The 19,292-nt window shown below is 51.6% G+C and carries 13 protein-coding genes; 10 read left to right on the plus strand and 3 right to left on the minus strand.

What is annotated here, in order from left to right; translation table 11 throughout:
• Positions 1 to 50: 50 nt before the first annotated feature.
• Positions 51 to 1,301 carry an HlyD family secretion protein gene (locus C7382_RS05925; RefSeq protein ID WP_116679373.1) on the minus strand — a complete coding sequence of 417 codons (1,251 nt, stop codon included), beginning with the start codon at positions 1,299 to 1,301 and terminating at the stop codon, positions 51 to 53.
• A gap of 267 nt (positions 1,302 to 1,568) precedes the next feature.
• Here C7382_RS05925 and C7382_RS05930 point away from each other — a divergent pair, with 267 nt between their 5' ends.
• The 10 genes from C7382_RS05930 to C7382_RS05980 all read left to right on the plus strand — a co-directional run bounded on the left by C7382_RS05930 (position 1,569) and on the right by C7382_RS05980 (position 17,171).
• Entirely contained in the window at positions 1,569 to 3,071 is a 1,503-nt protein-coding gene (locus C7382_RS05930; RefSeq protein ID WP_116679374.1) for a TolC family protein, read from the plus strand.
• A gap of 496 nt (positions 3,072 to 3,567) precedes the next feature.
• A complete protein-coding gene (locus C7382_RS05935; RefSeq protein WP_116679428.1) occupies positions 3,568 to 4,959 on the plus strand; it encodes a sigma-54-dependent transcriptional regulator in 1,392 nt (463 codons plus the stop codon).
• A gap of 74 nt (positions 4,960 to 5,033) precedes the next feature.
• Entirely contained in the window at positions 5,034 to 6,371 is a 1,338-nt protein-coding gene (locus C7382_RS05940; RefSeq protein WP_116679375.1) for a sensor histidine kinase, read from the plus strand.
• Between the two features lie 1,195 nt (positions 6,372 to 7,566).
• Positions 7,567 to 8,550 carry a C10 family peptidase gene (locus C7382_RS05950; protein WP_165815128.1) on the plus strand — a complete coding sequence of 328 codons (984 nt, stop codon included), beginning with the start codon at positions 7,567 to 7,569 and terminating at the stop codon, positions 8,548 to 8,550.
• A gap of 17 nt (positions 8,551 to 8,567) precedes the next feature.
• A complete protein-coding gene (locus C7382_RS05955; protein WP_116679378.1) occupies positions 8,568 to 9,197 on the plus strand; it encodes a DUF5034 domain-containing protein in 630 nt (209 codons plus the stop codon).
• An 81-nt stretch (positions 9,198 to 9,278) separates the two neighbouring features.
• The gene (locus C7382_RS05960; protein ID WP_133241536.1) at positions 9,279 to 9,920 is read left to right on the plus strand and encodes a hypothetical protein; all 642 of its coding nucleotides are present in this window, start codon (positions 9,279 to 9,281) and stop codon (positions 9,918 to 9,920) included.
• Between the two features lie 329 nt (positions 9,921 to 10,249).
• Positions 10,250 to 11,857: a phosphoenolpyruvate carboxykinase (ATP) gene (gene pckA / locus C7382_RS05965; protein ID WP_116679380.1), complete on the plus strand. Its 1,608-nt coding sequence runs from the start codon at positions 10,250 to 10,252 to the stop codon at positions 11,855 to 11,857.
• 230 nt (positions 11,858 to 12,087) lie between these two features.
• Positions 12,088 to 13,014 (plus strand): dimethylarginine dimethylaminohydrolase family protein, encoded by a 927-nt coding sequence (locus C7382_RS05970; RefSeq protein WP_116679381.1) that lies wholly within the window; start codon positions 12,088 to 12,090, stop codon positions 13,012 to 13,014.
• Positions 13,015 to 13,056: 42 nt separating this feature from the next.
• Positions 13,057 to 14,442, plus strand: a complete 1,386-nt coding sequence (gene radA / locus C7382_RS05975; RefSeq protein ID WP_116679382.1) for a DNA repair protein RadA — start codon at positions 13,057 to 13,059, stop codon at positions 14,440 to 14,442.
• A gap of 32 nt (positions 14,443 to 14,474) precedes the next feature.
• Positions 14,475 to 17,171 carry a transglutaminase domain-containing protein gene (locus tag C7382_RS05980; RefSeq protein WP_116679383.1) on the plus strand — a complete coding sequence of 899 codons (2,697 nt, stop codon included), beginning with the start codon at positions 14,475 to 14,477 and terminating at the stop codon, positions 17,169 to 17,171.
• Between the two features lie 97 nt (positions 17,172 to 17,268).
• Here C7382_RS05980 and C7382_RS05985 read toward each other — a convergent pair whose 3' ends face one another.
• Positions 17,269 to 17,757 carry a hypothetical protein gene (locus tag C7382_RS05985; protein ID WP_116679384.1) on the minus strand — a complete coding sequence of 163 codons (489 nt, stop codon included), beginning with the start codon at positions 17,755 to 17,757 and terminating at the stop codon, positions 17,269 to 17,271.
• 317 nt (positions 17,758 to 18,074) lie between these two features.
• Entirely contained in the window at positions 18,075 to 19,292 is a 1,218-nt protein-coding gene (locus C7382_RS05990) for a bifunctional 3,4-dihydroxy-2-butanone-4-phosphate synthase/GTP cyclohydrolase II (RefSeq protein ID WP_116679429.1), read from the minus strand.

Genomic DNA, 19,292 nt, shown 5'->3' on the forward strand with positions numbered 1-19,292 from the left:
CATGTTGTATTTGAGTTTGTATTATTGTGTTTTTTGTCTTTGAGGCCGTCTCAGTCTTTTAGCTTGATTTTCTTGCGACCCTTGTAAGCTGCGTCCAGCGTCTGTAGGAGCACCTCCTCATCGGGTTCGAGACCGGAGAGGACCTCCACGAACGACTCGCCGCTTCCTCCCAGACGTACCTCCCGACGCTCCAACACATTGCCCTTGCGGACATACAGTTCATACACGCCCTCGCCATGATAGTAATGGCCGAAGGGGATCCGCACGCATTCGTTCTTCAGAGCCGTCAGCACATATACGGTCACCTTCAAACCCGAACGCAATGCGGGAATGTCATCGGCCGGGAGCCGGACAAAGAAGCGCACCACTCCATTCTTGGCTGCGGGAGTGATATTGGTGATGGAGCCTTCGATGCGTCGGTTGTCAAGATGTACCACCGCTTTGGCACCGACATGCAAACGCTCGGCATAGTCATCCGCTATATCGGCTTGGATGCGGAAGTGCTTCGGATCGCTCACCGTGGCGACTTGTGCGCCCGGACTGATAAGCGAGCCGATATCCCTGAGGACAAAGGTCAGCACCCCGTCACGAGGCGAAGCGATCCGTGCATCCTCCAACTGCCGACGTTTCTCGTCGAGCGTCTTACGGAAAATTTCGATTTCCAGACGCGATGCGGCCAGTTCGGCTGCTGCAGTGGCTTCGCGGTCGCGCAGGTTCTCTGTCATTCCTTCGTATTCCAACGCGGCCACACGATTGGCCAGTTCGACCTCGCGCACCCGGTCTGCCGTTCCCGCTCCGATACTGTCCAGATACCTTTCGCTCTGCATCTCGGCCTGCTTGCGATCGTTCTGCATGGCTTTCACACTCAGCTCACGTCGTTTGGCATTGAGCTCACTGCGGAGCTGTACCTCTTGTCGGTGCAGCTGCGTCTGCTTCATGCGCAATTCGTCTTGCAGCTTGTCGAACTCTGTGCGCACCGACTGCAAATCCAGCTCCACCAAAGGATCGCCTCGGCGCACCGAATCGCCTGCCTGCTTGAGCACGGCGATCAGACGTGCCTGTACCGGCGAGGTGATCATCTCCTCAAAAGCGGGTACCACCTCGCCCGAAGCCGAAGTAGCGATCTGTACTTCTCCCCTATCCACTCGTCCCAAACGAAGCGAAGCAAGCGATACGGAGCTTTGCATCGAGGAGAGGAACCACCACCCGCCGAAGAATAGAATGATGGCAGCTGCCGCCATGATGAAGTAGCGTCGTTGTTTCTCGCGTTTGAGCCGTTCGGGCGAAATCTGTCTGTCCATGAGCCTAAATATCGAAGTTTTACATTATTTCTTTTCGGATTCGCCTTTATTAGAGCAAATGCCATGCCATCGACAAACTTTTCCTCATTATCAGCGACTTACTCTTTTTCGCCCCGGCCTGCATTGTTCGTTTTCGGACAGCAGAGGTGTTCGTTTTCGGACAGTCGGACAGTCGGACAAGTGCCGAAATCGGCCTATTATCAACCTCTTAGGCAAATTGGCACGGACTTTGTCATAAGAAAGGACAGTACAAAAGAAAGATACCCTATGAAAAAGTATGCTCTTATCCTCCTCGCCTATGGACTGACGCTACTCGGAGGCAGCGACTCGGCCGCCAAGGCGCAGGACATAGCTGACAGTGAAGCAGTCCGCCTGCCCCTGACGGAAGCCATCCGAATGGCACGAGAACATAGTGTGGATGCTGCCGTGGCTCTGCAGGAACTACGCGCAGCCTACTGGCAGTGGCGCACCTATCGGGCAGAGCTCCTGCCCGACGTGAATCTGACGGCGACACTGCCGGACTACAGACGCGCCTACTCGCTCTATCAACAGCCCGACGGCTCATACAACTTCGTGCGCACCAACGTCCTACGCACAGCGGGGCAAGTATCCATCGATCAGAATATTTGGCTCACGGGGGGTAAACTCTCACTCGTCAGCTCTCTGGAGCACATCAATCCCCTCGGCACCCAAGGCGCCGACAAGCATTTCATGAGCGTACCGATCAGCCTCACGCTGAGCCAACCGCTCTTCGGCCTGAACGAAACGAAATGGAGCCGCCGCATAGAGCCCGTGCGATACGAAGAGGCTCGCCGACGGTTCGTCGCCGGGACGGAAGAGGTGAGCGTGAACTGCATCGAGCATTATTTCTCGGCTCTCTTGGCTCGCGAACAACTGAACAATGCAGAGACCAATCTGCGCAATACGGCGAAACTCGTCGAAGTGGCTCGTGCCAAAAAGAAAATCGGCAAACTCTCCGAGAACGAACTCCGAGCCGTGGAGATCAGCCATGCATCGGCATCGTCCGCCATTCTTACGAGCCGGACGGCCCTGCACGGAGCAGAGATGGCGCTGTGTATTTTCCTCGGACTACAGCCCGATGCCCGCCTCGCTCTTTCTTTGCCGAGCGACACGACCTTTGTCCCGGTGAGCTACGAACAGGTGATGGAGCTGGCAAGGCGCAATCATCCTTTCGTAGGAGAGATGAAGCGCAGGATGCTCGAAGCCGATCGTTCTCTGGCACGCGCCAAGGCAGAACGTTTCTCTGTCGAGCTGATGGCGCAGATAGGCTACGCAGGTAGGGCCGACAATCTGCCCGACGCATACGGCAGCCGTTTGCAAGACAACAGCTCCGTCTCGGTAGGCGTGCGCATCCCGATTGTCGATTGGGGACGCGGCCGCGGCCGGATACGGATGGCCGAGAGCAATCGCCGCCTCGAAGAGCATCGCCTCCGACAGGAAGAGGAGCAGTGGCATCGGCAGATATTCCTGCTGGTAGAGCATTACAACAATCAGTTGCAAGCACTCGCCCTGGCACAACGCACCGACAGTCTGGCACAAGCGCGCTACCAAACGGCCGTAGAGACCTTCACCGTCGGGGCCATCTCCGCTCTCGATCTGACCACGGCACAGGATGCCAAAGACGCGGCACGCACGTCGCTCGTCAAAGCCTTGCATCACTACTGGAGCTATTACTACAATCTGCGTAGCCTGACGGCCTATGATCTGGTACGCAACGAGGAGATTGCCATCAACATGGAAGAGATCTGACACACTAAAAAAAACAGCCCTTTCCAACCAATACGCATGAAATCGCCATAAAACACTGACTATTAATGAATTGCAATGAGCAGAAACGGGCGTTTCCGGTCTCCTGCATCGTGCAGGAAGCAAGAAACGGCCTACAATCGCGTCCTGCATCGTGCAGGGAGCAAGAAACGACCTACAATCGCGTCTTGCATCGTGCAGGAAGCAAGAAACAGCCTACAATCGCGTCCTGCATCGTGCAGGGAGCAAGAAACGATCTACAATCGTGTCCTGCATCGTGCAGGGAGCAAGAAACGACCTACAATCGTGTCCTGCATCGTGCAGGGAGCAAGAAACGACCTACAATCGTGTCCTGCATCGTGCAGGGAGCAAGAAACGACCTACAATCGTGTCCTGCATCGTGCAGGGAGCAAGAAACGGCCTACAATCACATCTTGCATCATGCAGGAAGCAAGAAAGCGTTCCTGTTTCGCCTTAATTCGTGTATTTTTACCCTGCAATGGAAAGATTGACAGATATCTTGGTGATAGATGACGATGTGGCTGTCTGTGCCGCACTACGTCTTGTCCTCAAACGTGCGGGATACAATCCCCTCATCACCTCCTCTCCCGATGAGGCACTGGCCGTCGTGCGCGAGCAGGGAACAAAAGGCAGACCGGAAGTGATCCTGATGGATATGAACTTCTCGCTCTCCACCTCAGGGCGCGAAGGGTTGGACTTGCTGAGAAAAATGCGAGTGTTCACCGCTTGTCCCATTATCCTGATGACGGCATGGGCATCGGTGCCGTTGGCAGTGGAAGGGATGCGATTGGGGGCTTTTGACTTCATCGGCAAACCGTGGGACAACACTCGTCTTCTGCAAACGATCGACACGGCACTGCGCCTTTCCGAAAAGACAACGGCGCCGGCCGGAGAAGACACAGCAAGAAGAAAGTCGACGCTCTCCGCCCAAACCTGTAGAGGGGAGGATCCTTGCGCCCACATCGTAGGACGAAGCGATGCCATCGAGAGGGTCAAGGAGCAGATACGCCGGATCGCTCCCACGCATGCCTCTGTCCTCATTACGGGGGAGAGCGGCACCGGCAAGGAGCTGATAGCCGAGGCTCTGCATCGCGGGAGCAAAAGAGCATCGGCTCCATTTGTCAAAGTCAATCTGGGAGGAGTGCCGGAGAGCTTGTTCGAGAGCGAACTGTTCGGTCACAAGAAAGGGGCTTTCACCGGAGCCTTTGCCGATCGGAAAGGGCGGTTCGACATGGCCGACGGCGGCACTATTTTCTTGGACGAGATAGGCGAATTGCCGACTGCCAATCAGGTGAAACTTTTGCGCGTATTGCAAGAACAGACCTTCGAACCCCTCGGCGAGAGCGTGCCGCACCGAGTGGACGTCCGCGTGGTATCGGCCACGAACGCACCGCTGAAGAAATTGGTCGCCGAAGGACGATTCCGCGAGGATCTCTATTATCGGATCAATCTGATACACCTCCATCTGCCACCCCTGCGAGAGCGTTGCGAGGATATACCTCTACTGGTGAATGCTTTCTCGGAAGCATTTTCGGCCTCGGCAGGATTGCCCCCGGCAACCTGGAGCCCCGAAGCCATGAATCGGATCTGTGCCATGCCGCTCCCCGGCAATGTGCGTGAGCTGAAGAATGTGGTGGAGCGCACCTTGCTGCTTTCCAACGCATCGGTGGTGCGGGGGCAGGATGTGGCAGACTTCGGCGTGCAGACGACAGAGGACTTCTGCGTGGCCGAAAAAGCGCTGACCGAAGTGGAGGAAGAAGCGATCCGTGAAGCCCTGCGCAAACATGACGGCAACGTGAGCCGGGCAGCGCGTGCGTTGGGGCTCAGTCGGGCAGCGCTCTATCGTCGTATGGAGAAGTATGGACTGTGAATACTCGGGAGAGGGGCGCACGCGTTAGGACTTTGCTCCACCTCTTCCTTATTATATATAGTAATTGAGCTGTGATGAAAAAGTGGGTCGGCATCCCTTTGCGCCTGCTCCTCTCGGGAGGAGCCTTGCTGGCATTGGCGGCTGTAGTCTTGAGCCTGATCTACCCGCCCGTGGAGACGCTGGGGCTGTATCTCCTGTTGGCTGTAGAGTCGGCGATGTTCATTTTTCTTTGTTTCCTACATGCCAAAGTCGTACTGCCCATTCGCGCCGTCGGCGACGGAATGGATATGCTTCGTTCGCAGGACTATGCTACCACGCTTGCTCCCGTGGGACAGCCCGATGCCGACAGGGTCGTAGAGCTATACAATGCACTGATGCATCGGCTCAAAAAGGAGCGGCTCAAGCTGGAGGAGCGGGACAATTTTCTGTCTCTTGTCATGGAGGTTACTCCCATCGGATTTGTCGTTTTGGACTATGATATGCGGATTGTATCGGTCAATCCTGCTGCCCGCCGCCTATTGGAACTGCCGGATGACTATAGCCCGACCCACAGGCCGTTGAGCGAACTTTCGGCCAAGATGCCGTTCAAACTCGAAGACTTGAGCGAAGGAGAATCCCGCACTTGGCGCTTGCCCACGGCACAGGTGAGGCGCATTACGCGGATGAGGTTTTTCGATCGTTCGTTTAGTCGTCTCTTTTTCAGCATCGAGTCTCTGACGGAAGAAGTGCGCTCCGCGGAGAAAGAAGCCTATGAGAAGTTGATCAGGCTGATCGCTCATGAGGTGAACAACAGCACAGCCGGCATCATCGGCGTGCTCAATACAATAGGGGATGCAGCCGATGACACGCCTCCGGCGATCGAGAGCGATACGCTCGAAGCCATCGCTGTCTGCAGAGATCGCTGCATGGCCATGAATCGCTTTATCACACGCTTTGCCGAGGTGGTGAAGTTGCCGGAGCCCACCTTATCCGATGTGGATCTGGTGCCGCTTTGCGAGCGTTGTCTCACACTGATGCAGCCGATGGCAGTCACAGCGGCCGTGGAGCTGAGGATGCAGAAGGGACAAGCGCCGTGTCGGGTCCGATGCGACAACGAACAAATCGAGCAAGTGGTGATCAATATGCTGCGCAATGCCATCGAGAGCTTTGCCCCTGTGGATGAAGCTCAAGCGCGAAAGACGAGAGTCGTTTCCATCAGTCTCGACCGCAGAAGTCTTATCGTCGAAGATAACGGAGCCCCCATCAGTCAAGAAGTGGCCACCCGTCTTTTCACGCCGTTCTTTAGCACCAAGCCGAATGGCCAAGGGATCGGTCTGGTCGTTATTCGGGAAGTGCTGCTCCATCACGGATGGGCCTTCTCTCTGGCAACGGACTCCGACGGCTGGACGCGCTTCCGCTGCAGTTGGAGCTAACGACCGAGACAGCCGACTACGCTCCTGAGGACTACGTCCAATCCAGCCATTCATCTCCATTTTTTTAGGAGCCAAAAAAGTTTTCAACACCGAAGAGCCGTTTAGATTCATTCTAAATAAGCTGCTGTCGGAGAGGTCAGTCGGTGAGCAAAACGAGGATAAAAATCGGCTTTTCCAACTCCGATGATGATATTTAGACTTCTAAGATGTAATCTTTATAATTACCGGTTTCAATCTTTATAAAGATCACCATGTAAACTTTACATTATTGGAAATGATAATTATAAAGTTTACGTCTCAAAAACCTAATTGTTGCAGGCACCAAAAGGCGTATTTCTGCACGATAAAAAAGAAGCACCCGTTGAGTTCGTGACCGAACTCAACGGGTGTTTGATGCTTTTTGCGATGATTTGCGAGAGGACTTTATCGCATCCTATTCATCATCGGAGAGTGAAAAGTTATTCATCGATCGGGCTACTACAGCTCCGACGCTTCCATATCTTGAAAAGGAAAGGAGAGAACCTCGGCCGTTCTCGACGCCCTTGTACATGAGTCTCGTATTCATCATTGCTTCTATTTACTGCGTATTACTTGGGTTCTTGATCGGCCGCTGCGCATTGACTTTCAACCATTAACGCACTGCTACGCTGCCGATCCGTCTGCAAAGATAACAAAAAGGGAATCATGCACCGCCCCAAGGTACGACCTGCCAATTTTGCACATTTGGCAGAAAAATTTATAATATATACCTTTGTCGCGATACAAATACACACAAACAAAAAATCATTATTTATGAAAAGAACATTTTTGCTATGATTTCTGTCATGCTTTCATTTGTAGCATGTACAAAAGAGTCGTTTGATTTGCAAAATGATGAGTTACAAATAAATCCAGCAAAATCAAGGTCTTTCGAAGACAAGCTGAGAGATTTTGCCATTTCAAACTACGCTGCATTTGTTAGTGAGCGGGGGGGGACTATGAATCACTTGCAATCGAATCATTAGAACCCATCACTGCTGACTTAGAGCCATCCCGCTCTGGAGATGCAACAAAGGATACGATAGCCTATATCGTTAATTTCAAAAACACGAATGGTTCAATAATTATTGTCGGGAGTAGAGCTGTACCACCAACGACAATCGCCATCATGGAGGAGTCGAAAATGCAGTTAATAGACACAGCAAAAAATACTGGCATGGCAATGTTCATTGATATGGCAACAAACTACTACTATCAGTTAGCCGGACAGAGAGTTATTGATGCAGGAATGGCCACAGCAGAAGAGATGTCAAACAAAAGCAGAGCTGAAATACATCAACTCGTAAGTGACCTATCTGTTGATGGAGAAGAGCCTGTTATCGGTCCAAATACGATCGACCCCAGCCAAACAATATCCACACCATGGACAACAACAAAGAGAGAGATTATGATTCCTGTAAAGTGGGGACAAAGATACCCCTTTAATATCGCAACACCTCTTGTATTTAATCCATTCTACCCCAATATTGGAGAATTAACTGAGCATGCGGTAGTTGGCTGCGTGGCTGTCGCAATAGGTCAAATAACGACCTATCATCAATTTCCGAAAGTTTTAGATCAAAACACACTAAATTGGGATGCGTTAACAAACAGCAACCCTCAGATACCAGAATTTGAGGCTATTGCCCAGTATCTTGCCAAAATTGGTCATTTAGCAGGTAATAGTTGGGGACTGAACGCGACTAGTTCAACAGATAAGAAAGCTCGCAAGGCTTTTCTGCGCTTAGGATACTCCTATGTCCCTCGACCTGCAAAGTATCGTCAAGCCCTTGTTGAAGAGTCTATGTCAAATCATCTCCCTGTATATATGTCTGGAAGCCGAATCAAACATCAATTTATAATTACTTGGTATGACAAAGGACATGCATGGGTCGTAGATGGCACTTTGGAAAGAGAACGGACATATACATTCTACAATTATGATGGAGACATCGTATCGACAAGTCTAACTAAACAATCCTTTTTTCACTGCAATTGGGGTTGGGCAGGCCTCTATAATGGATTTTTCCGCAAGGGAGTTTTTAATGCAAGTGAGGGACCTGTTTTCCAAGATCGTAATGGACAACTCTACTCGACATCAAACAACTCTACGTACAATTATCAGTATGATTTATCAATGATGATCAATATCCAATCATAACATAAAAATTAATCACAATGAAAATTTATTTCAAGCCTACTGCATTTGCTGTTTTTCTGTATGTGCTCCTCGGAGCTCTTTCATGTGGACAAGAACCGGGAGCAACTTATCGGAAAAACTTTGTCAACATTTACATTAGCCCTGATTATTTGTCAGAGCCGAGCTACAATCAAGAAAGTGGAAAATATTATTTCGAAATATATGGTAAGTACATTCAATACAATACGCCCGAACAGCAAGCTCTTAGCGAAAAATATGGAGACACAAACTTCAATGGGTTTGTCCATATCTTTGAGGCGGCATTAGCCCAACCGTTAGCGTCTGTTGATGTGGTGGCCATAGATGACTATGATGAGGAGCATCCGGCCGGCAGCTCACTTAACGATATTACCATCTTTACTTATTATACTTACCAACCATTCATTTCTGGGGGCTATCATGGAGATGAAAGTATAACAAAAGTGGAACTGCGTCTCTCAGATATGCCAACAGAGCCACTGATATTGCTTAAAGAAAATTTCCAATTTTATCTGGAACAAGCTCCGTCCACATCCGGAGAGCACAAAGTGCAAGTGACGTTCACATTCGAAGACGGCAAACAAATCTCTCAGACGCTTATCCTATCGGCAAATCAAGAAAACAAGTAGCATTCGACAAAAAAGTATTTTTGCTTTCATTTGCAGCATACGTATAACAAAGGACGAATCCATAAAATAACAGCAAAAAAGATGAAAACGACTCTCAAACTATCATTTGTCGCCGTTTTTCTATACCTTCTTTTGGGGGCTTTTAGTTGTGAGACGCCATATGGTGGCCATTACCGAGAATATTATATTGATGTTTATAAGGTTGCCGATACCCTAATGGCAAGCAAAAGCAGTATAAACTCGGATGGAAAGCCGACATGGAGCCTCTATGCTGATGGGGAAATCAGTTATTGGCAAAACTCCTCGAAGCACAAAGAGCTGAGAGAGCGGTACGGCGATACCCATTTCAATCGCAAGGCTGCGCCAGTCGAAGTTGCATTGGCTCTACCTCTGTTGTCGGTCAATGTTGTAGCCTTGGATAATTACAGTGAAGAATATCCGGCAGGGAGTTCGCTCAATGACATTACCAGTCTTAAATTCAGGACGTGCTACCCCTTCGTTTCCAGCGGCTATAAGTCGCCCTATGGCTTCACCGAAATGAAGAAAAAACTATCAGACATACAACCCAAAGATTGGTATATGCTGAAAGATTGGTTTGATATTTTTCTGGATCAAGCTCCGGCCATACACGGAGAACACAAAGTGCAAGTGACGTTCACATTCGAAGACGGCAAACAAATCACTCAGACACTTATCCTATCGGCAAACCAAGGAAACAAGTAGCTTCGCCGCAAGAACTACGGCTCCATACATCACAGAGTGCCGAGACTTGTACGCAGAAATTTGCGAGGAGTCTCGGCACTTTTTTGGGCAAAGAAATCGGAGGGATATAGGGCCTAACGCTTCCTCTCAGACCTGACATTGTGTTACATTTATAAGAGAAATCTGCACATAGCTCTGCTTATTGTGTAGATACACACTATTTTTTCTACCTTTGTTCGGTTTCGATAATGATGTAACGTTCAAGGAGCTGAACAAGGCTCTGCGACACACTGTTCTAACCAAAACAAACAAGAAAAAAAGAAAACGTAACCACTTAATTATTTTAAGTAATGAGCAAGTTAGATTTGACCAAGTACGGCATCAACGGTGCCACTGAGATCATCCACAATCCCTCTTACGATCAGCTCTACGCAGAGGAGACTCGTGCCGGACTCGAAGGCTTCGAGAAGGGACAGGTCACCGAACTGGGTGCTGTCAATGTGATGACGGGTGTGTACACCGGCCGTTCGCCCAAGGACAAGTTCTTTGTAATGGACGATACTACCCGCGACACCATTTGGTGGACGTCGGACGAATACAAGAACGATAATAAGCCTGTCACCCAAGAAGCATGGAGCAGCATCAAGAAGCTGGCCGTGGACGAACTCTCGGGCAAGCGTCTCTTCGTCGTGGATACGTTCTGCGGTGCGAATGAGAACTCACGTCTGAAGATCCGCTTCATCATGGAAGTAGCATGGCAGGCTCACTTCGTGACCAATATGTTCATCCGTCCGACAGCCGAAGAACTGGCTAACTACGGCGAACCCGACTTCGTCGTTATCAATGCCTCGAAAGCGAAAGTAGAGAACTACAAAGAGTTGGGTCTCAACTCTGAGACAGCCGTAGTCTTCAACCTGACGGAGAAGATGCAAGTGATCCTCAACACCTGGTATGGAGGTGAGATGAAGAAGGGTATGTTCTCCTACATGAACTACCTCCTCCCGCTCAACGGCATGGCCTCTATGCACTGCTCAGCCAATACCAGCTTGGACGGCAAGGAAACGGCTATCTTCTTCGGTCTCTCAGGAACGGGTAAGACTACGCTGAGTACCGATCCCAAGCGTAAGCTCATCGGCGACGACGAGCACGGCTGGGACGAAGACGGCGTGTTCAACTTCGAAGGAGGTTGCTATGCAAAGGTGATCAACCTGAGCCGCGAAAACGAACCCGACATCTACAACGCCATTCGTCGCGATGCTTTGTTGGAGAATGTGACGGTGGATGCAGCCGGTAAGATCGACTTCGACGACAAGTCCGTAACGGAGAATACCCGTGTATCATACCCCATCTACCACATCGAGAACATCGTGAAGCCCGTCTCTAAGGCTGGTCACGCACAGAAAGTAATCTTCCTCTCGGCCGATGCCTTCGGCGTATTACCTCCGGTGTCTATCCTGACGCCCGAGCAGACGAAGTATTACTTCCTCTCCGGCTTCACGGCCAAATTGGCAGGTACTGAGCGCGGCATCACAGAGCCCACGCCCACATTCTCAGCTTGCTTCGGCGCAGCCTTCTTGTCGCTGCACCCCACCAAGTATGCCGAAGAACTTGTAAAGAAGATGGAAGCCGTAGGAGCTACTGCCTACCTCGTGAATACGGGTTGGAACGGTACGGGCAAGCGTATCTCTATCAAGGACACGCGTGGTATTATCGACGCCATCCTCGACGGATCGATCGACAAGGCTCCGACGAAGGAAATTCCTTTCTTCAGCTTCCGCGTGCCTACGGCTCTGCCGGGAGTAGATCCTAACATCCTCGATCCTCGCGACACTTATCAGAATGCAGAGGAGTGGACGGTGAAGGCAAAGGATTTGGCCGAGCGATTCATCAAGAACTTCGTTAAGTTCACGGGCAATGACGCCGGCAAAGCTCTCGTAGTAGCAGGCCCCAAGCTCTAAAAGAACAGACGACTTAACGGCCAAAATAGCCTGAAGGGGCTGTGTCGCAGGTAGCTACTACCTCGCCGACACAGCCCCTTCTCTATTATCCGGCTTTGGTTTGTAACGGTCAGTGAGGAGAGCATCGGCAACGAGCAAAGCTAAACGGTTATACACCGGCTTTTTCACGCCTCTTTATTATCTTTGCCCTGTAGCCTCATTAAGAAACCACATGGAGGCTACAAACCATCATGCAACACATACAACCACATGTAACCAACGAGACGGCCAAGCTGTGCACTGTCGTGTTGGGTCTGCCCGACTCCACCGGCGGTGCACCCGCAGCAACCGAAACATACGATGCAAAAAGTTACGAATCAGTTATACGCGGCGTTTACCCCACTGACGAGGACATCAAGCGCGAAATGGATGCCGTGCTGGAAGTGCTCCTGCGCCATGGTGTGGAGGTGCTTCGTCCCGATCCGATAGAGAATTACAATCAGATTTTTGCTCGCGATGTAGCATTTGTCATAGAAGACAAGCTCTTTATATCCAATCTCATATCTGATCGTGCACGCGAATCGGAGGCTTTTGCTCCCATCTGGCAGCGAGTAGGACGCAGCAATCTGGAGCAACTCCCCGAAGACATACACGTAGAAGGGGGTGACGTACTCCTATACAACGACATACTCTTTATCGGCACCTATTTCGGTAGCGACTATTCGAGTTACAAGACTGCACGCACCAATAAGCGAGCCGTCGATTTCTTCCGTGAATACTTCCCTCACAAGACCATCATCCCCATTGAGCTTATCAAGCACGACACCGACCCGATGCGCTCTGTCCTGCACCTCGACTGCGCTTTTCAGCCCGTGAGCCGTGGGCGCGCTATCGTTTACAAGGAGGGGATGCTTCACCGCGAGAACTTCGGGCTGATCAGAGAGATATTCGGTGGTGACGAAAACTTATTCGAGATCACGCCACTGGAAGCCTATCTGATGAATACTAATATCTTCTCGCTCAGCCCCGACACCATCATAAGCGAACGCAACTTCGTGCGTCTCAATCAACATCTGCGTCAGGCTTGGGATATGACGGTGGAAGAAGTACCCTACTACGAAGTGTCCAAGCAGGGTGGACTGCTGCGCTGCTCTACCATGCCGCTCGTGCGAGAATAAAAGAGAATCGGGTAACGCTCGGACGAAACAAACAGCGCCCTCATGGCCAAGGAAAAAACCATATACGTATGCCGCACCTGTGGCACTAAGTACGCTAAATGGCAGGGCAATTGCAATGCCTGCGGCGAATGGAACACGATAGAGGAGGAGAAAGTGTCGCCCACACCTGCGGGCAAGAATGCGCCACGCAGCTTCATGCCGGAGGGCAAAGCAAACAAACCTCTGCGCTTCGGCGAGGTAGAGTCGGGTGATGAAGAGCGCATCGACCTGTGTGACGAGGAGTTCAATCGTGTCCTCGGTGGCGGATTGGTTCGCGGAGCCTTCACCCTTCTCGGCGGAGAACCCGGGATAGGAAAGTCCACCCTCATCCTACAGACAGTGCTACGCCTCCCTACCCTACGCACCTTATACGTATCCGGCGAGGAAAGTGCCCGCCAACTGAAAATGCGTGCCGAACGCTTGGGGCTGGCCGAGAACGAATGCTATGTGCTCTGCGAGACAAATCTGGATCGCATCCTCACCCGCACCAACGAGATCAAACCCGATCTGCTTGTCATCGACTCTATCCAGACGGTCTATACCGAAGAGGTGGAAAGCTCTGCCGGCAGCGTGGGACAGATACGTGAGTGTGCAGCCCTATTACTCAAATACTGTAAGATAACCGGAGTACCCGTCATCGTCATCGGTCATATCACAAAAGAAGGTAGTATAGCAGGCCCCAAAGTGCTGGAGCACATCGTGGACACAGTGCTTCAGTTCGACGGTGACAAACACCATCTTTACCGGATCCTCCGCAGCCAGAAGAATCGTTACGGCAGCACTGCCGAGCTGGGTATATATGAGATGCGTCGCGAAGGTCTGCGCGGAGTAGAGAACCCGAGCGAACACCTAATCACACTAAACAGAGAGGACCTCAGCGGCATGGCCATAGCCGTAGCGATGGAGGGTATCAGACCGATACTGATCGAGGCACAAGCTTTGGTCAGCTCTGCCATCTATGCCAATCCACAGCGTTCATCCACCGGCTTCGACCTCAGACGCATGAATATGCTGCTGGCAGTACTGGAGAAGCGTGCAGGCTTCAAGCTCGTGCAGAAAGATGTATTCCTCAACATCGCAGGAGGGATCAAAATCACGGATCCTGCTACTGACTTGGCCGTTATTTCGTCGGTACTTTCATCCAGTTTGGACATAGTGATTCCGCCCGCCGTATGTATGACTGGCGAAGTAGGTCTCTCCGGAGAGATACGTCCCGTGAACCGTATCGAGCAGCGGATCACGGAGGCACAGCGGATAGGCTTCCGCGAAATCCTGATACCGACAGACAATTATCGCGAGGAATACAATGACCGCTTCGGCATCCGACTCGTACCGGTGCGCAAGGTGGAAGAGGCATTCCGCCATTTATTCGCCAAGGGCAGGGAGTGAAAACAATCATCAACAAAAAACATATTGACCAAATGAAAGGAAATCATCTGTACCGCATCGGTATGCTCTTTCTCATCTCGGCACTGCTGGCAGGCTGTAAGGGAGAAAAACAGTTTATCACCGATGCAGGCTTCCGCAAGCAAGTGCAGGAAGACTTGAGAGCGAAGCGCGAGGCGCTATCCGAAGGGAATCTATTTGAAGTGCTGGATCGCGACACCCTCGGTAGTGAAGAACGAGGCGCGTTGGAATTCCTCTACGCCTACATGACACTGCCGGATATCGTAGATTATTCGGGGGACTTCTATCTACAAAATGTCCGCGAGAGCTTCAAAGCACGAGAAGAGATGGCTTGGGGAAAGGATGTGCCGGAACTGCTCTTCCGCCACTTCGTCCTGCCTATCCGTGTGAACAATGAGAATCTGGATAGTAGCCGCATGGTTTTCTACGCCGAGCTGAAAGAGCGCGTTGCAGGCATGACGATGAAAGAGGCTGCTCTGGAAGTGAATCACTGGTGCCACGAGAAAGCGACCTACAGCCCCAGCGACCCGCGTACGCGCTCTCCGCTGGCTACGGTGAAGAATGCTTTGGGACGCTGCGGTGAGGAGTCCACCTTTACGGTAGCCGCCCTGCGTGCTGTGGGCATCCCTGCCCGCCAAATGTACACACCGCGTTGGGCACATACGGATGACAACCATGCTTGGGTAGAGGTCTGGGTGGATGGCAAATGGTACTTCATTGGTGCCTGCGAGCCTGCTGCCGAACTGAACGATGCGTGGTTCAACAGTTCGGTAGTACGCGCCATGCTGACGCATACCCGCGTATTCGGACGCTACGAAGGACCCGAAGAAAAGCTGCTCAGCACAGCCAACTATACGGAAATCAACTGCATCGATAACTATGCTCCCACAGAAATGATCGAGTTGACGGTTGTGGACAAGAGCGGAAAGCCTGTCAGTGGAGCGGAAGTGCGCTTCTGTATCTATAACTACGCAGAGTTTTATCCCGTCGTGACCAAGAAATCCGACGATAAGGGTGCCGCCTCCTTGCGAGTGGGCAAAGGCGATATGCTCGTATGGGCAGCCAAGGATGGTCTGTTCGGCTATGCCATCTCACAAGCTGAAGGCCGCAAACCTCTGATGATAACGCTGGATACTTATGAGTCACAGCCCGAATTTGTCGACTTCAAGATCGTTCCCCCCAAGGGCGATCCCATCCCGACGACTTGCTCGCCTCAGCAGATCAACGAGAACGATGCCCGCCTGCTCCATGAGGATTCCATCCGTATGGCTTACGAGGCTACATTCAAAACCGCAGAACAGTCGGCTGCTCTCGCCTCTGAATTGGGCGTCGATGCCAAGGCACTTACGGCCATTATGCAGACCAGCCGGGGCAATCATGGCGACATTGAAGGCTTCCTGCGCAAGGTAAACACTGGAAAGGATCGCCTCAGAGCGATGGATCTCTTGCAGACCATCTCACACAAGGATCTGACCGACACACCGGAGTCACTGCTTCTGACTCTCTTCAACGATATGTCCCTGCCGGAAGGCGAGGCTGCCGGAGGCGAGGCCTACCGCCATCATCTGCGTTACGTGGCATCGCCCCGCATCTATACAGAGATGCTCAGCTCCTTTGTGCCGACGCTCAAGGGCATCCTGCCGGCAGAAGAGCAAAGCGCTATGCGGGAAGACCCTGCCCGTCTGGTAAACTGGGTCAGCGCCAATATCAAACTCGACACCCTCTACAATACGCAGTACACGACCATCACGCCCGCCGGTGTATGGCGAGCCAAGCGCGCCGATCTGCGTTCGATGGGTATCTTCTTCGTCGCTCTGGCACGTACGCTGCAGATACCGGCCAGATACGACGAGGTAACGGGCAAGATACAATACAGCAAGAGTCTGACACCTCTGCAATGGACTGATGTGAATCTGCGGGAGAACAAAAGTGTGCAAAAGGAAATGGGCACTATGACAATGGACTATACGCCTACGGCCTTGGCACCCAATCCCAACTACTACAGCCGCTTCACCGTAGCAGAAGTGCAGCCCTCGGGCAGTGTGCGCACGCTCTACTATGATGAGAATGAGGCTACCGACATCAAGACGCTATTCGCCCACCCCAAGGAAACCGCTGCAGGCCGCTACTTCCTTGTTTCGGGTACGCGCATGGCCAGCGGTAGTGTGTTGTGCCGAATCAGAAAATTCGAGATAGAAAGCGGTAAGACAACGAACGTGCCGCTCGAACTTCTCCGCGACTCTACAGACGTGCAGGTGATCGGCTCGATCAATGCCGAACAATTGTACCACGATATCTCTGCCAGTGCCGGCGAAAATCGCACCCTGCTCTCAACAACAGGACGCGGTTACTTCGCAATGGCCATCCTGGGTGCAGGTCAGGAGCCGACCAATCATGCGCTGAAGGACTTGGAAAAGGTGAAGGCCGAACTCGAACAATGGGGGCGTAAGTTTATCCTCCTCTTCCCCGATGCCGACGGTTACAAGCGCTACAAGCCAGCCGACTTCCCTGCTCTGCCCTCGACGGTAGTATTCGGATGGGATATTCAAGGAGAAAATGCTCGCATGATACAGCAAGCTACCAATTTGCCCAACACGACCACACTGCCGATCGTGGTGATAGCTGATTCATTCGGTCGTGTTGTCTTCGTCCGACAAGGCTACACCATCGGATTGGGCGAACAGATGATGCAGGTAATCCGCCAGCTCTAAGAACATAGTCCGCAGACGGACACAAAAGAGAACGCCCCGAGAGTTTCCAAAGGAACTTCTCGGGGCGTTTGTCATAACCGGTCTTAACAAGCCGGTATCAAAGCATTGTTTCCAATTGAGCGGGAGTCGGGTCCACTGCCCGAATTGTCCCTGTTACATCTACCAAGTAACTGTGGAAACGGACCTTCAAGCCATAAGTGTTGAGCATTTGATCGCGTTTACTAACATCCACTAATCGCTGAGTAGATAAGTCTATTTGGTCGAGAGCCAAAGTATTCGTAAAAATCGACAAGTTATTATCCATTGATACTCCTACGTATTCCACCCGACTATCGGGGGTATTGGCAAAATAACGAGACCATCGGACGTTATCGGCTCTACTCTCTCCGTCATAGGCTGCCCAGAAGTGGACCAGCGTGTACGGAGCGTTGTTGTCATCCGATCGTACGACCAAAGACTTTACTTCCGGTACTACTGCTCCTACCACCAGCCCATCCAAGGACTCCGAAGGAGAGATGGCCGAACTACCCGACAAAAGCAGGGCGGCAGCGACCAACAAACCGGAAAGTATCCTCTTTAATTTCATACTATTCCGTTATAGTTAAACATCCCCAAGCGGCCTTTCATCACGACGAATTGAGCCAACTTGAGCCTCCGTGTTTCGGAGGTTTTGAAGGTGGTCATGCACCCTTCGCTAAGGGCTGTACAGAGAAACCACAGCGACAAAGATAATCGTTTTATCCAATATATCAAACACTTAGCTCTCCACCCCCTTCTGACAACACCCCCATAGGGGCACTGAAACTGCTGTGTACAAAGCAGAAAAGAGGCATACGGGCATGTCAAAATACACCGTACGCCTCTTGGATATGGGGGCGAAAAGAAGAGGAACGTCCCCCCTCTTTACTTGATGTTGTGCAATTCGTGTCCCATCCGCTCTTTCTTGGTGCGCAGATAGAACTCATTGTGACGATTGGGTGCCACTTCAAGGGGGAGAATCTCCACGATCTCCAGACCGAAAGCTTCCAGACCGATACGCTTAATCGGATTATTGGTCATCAGACGCATCTTCTTGATCCCCAAGAGCCGCAAAATCTGAGCACCTACGCCATAGTCGCGTTCATCAGCCTTGTGTCCCAAGCAGAGATTGGCATCAACCGTATCCATGCCTTGCTCCTGTAGTTTGTAGGCCTTCATCTTCTCCATCAGACCGATACCACGGCCTTCTTGATTGAGATAGATGACAGCGCCCTTGCCTTCTTCGTTGATCTTCTCCATCGCTTCGTGGAGCTGACCACCGCAGTCGCAGCGCATTGAGCCAAATATATCTCCTGTAGCACAAGAAGAGTGCATACGCACGAGGACGGGTTCGTCTTCTTCCCATGTGCCTTTGAAGAGAGCGATATGCTCCAGACCATTGGACTTCTGACGGAAAGGAATGAGACGGAAATGGCCGCTTTCGGTAGGCATATCCACTTCTACTCCCTTCTCTACGATCGACTCTTGACGGAGACGATAGGCAATGAGGTCTTTGATGGCAATGATCTTCAAACCAAATCGCTTGGCTACCTCCCAAAGCTGCGGCAAGCGTGCCATCGTGCCATCTTCATTGATAATCTCGATGAGAGCAGCAGCAGGCTGCATACCACAAAGGCGTGCAAGGTCAACGGCAGCTTCGGTATGACCGGCACGACGGAGTACGCCGCGGCTGCGAGCACGCAACGGGCAGATGTGGCCGGGACGTCCCAGGTCGGAAGGACGAGTATTAGGATCGGCCAGTGCCAAAATCGTCTGAGCGCGGTCGTACATGGAAACGCCCGTAGTACAGCCATTGCCAAGGCGGTCAACGGTCACTGTAAAAGGCGTTTCATGGACTGAGGTATTGTCCGGCACCTGCATTTCCAATTCCAACTCGCGGGCACGCTCCTCTGAAATAGGTGTACAGAGGACACCACGACCATGGTGCATCATGAAGTTCACCTTCTCAGGGGTGATTTTCTCCGCTGCTATAATGAAGTCGCCTTCATTCTCGCGGTCTTCATCATCTACAACGATCAGGAATTTACCTTCCTTGAAGTCCTCCAAGGCTTCCTCGATCGTATTCAGCTTTATTTCTTCCAT

This window comes from Porphyromonas loveana (genome assembly GCF_003096695.1).
GTDB classification, from domain to species: Bacteria; Bacteroidota; Bacteroidia; order Bacteroidales; family Porphyromonadaceae; genus Porphyromonas; species Porphyromonas loveana.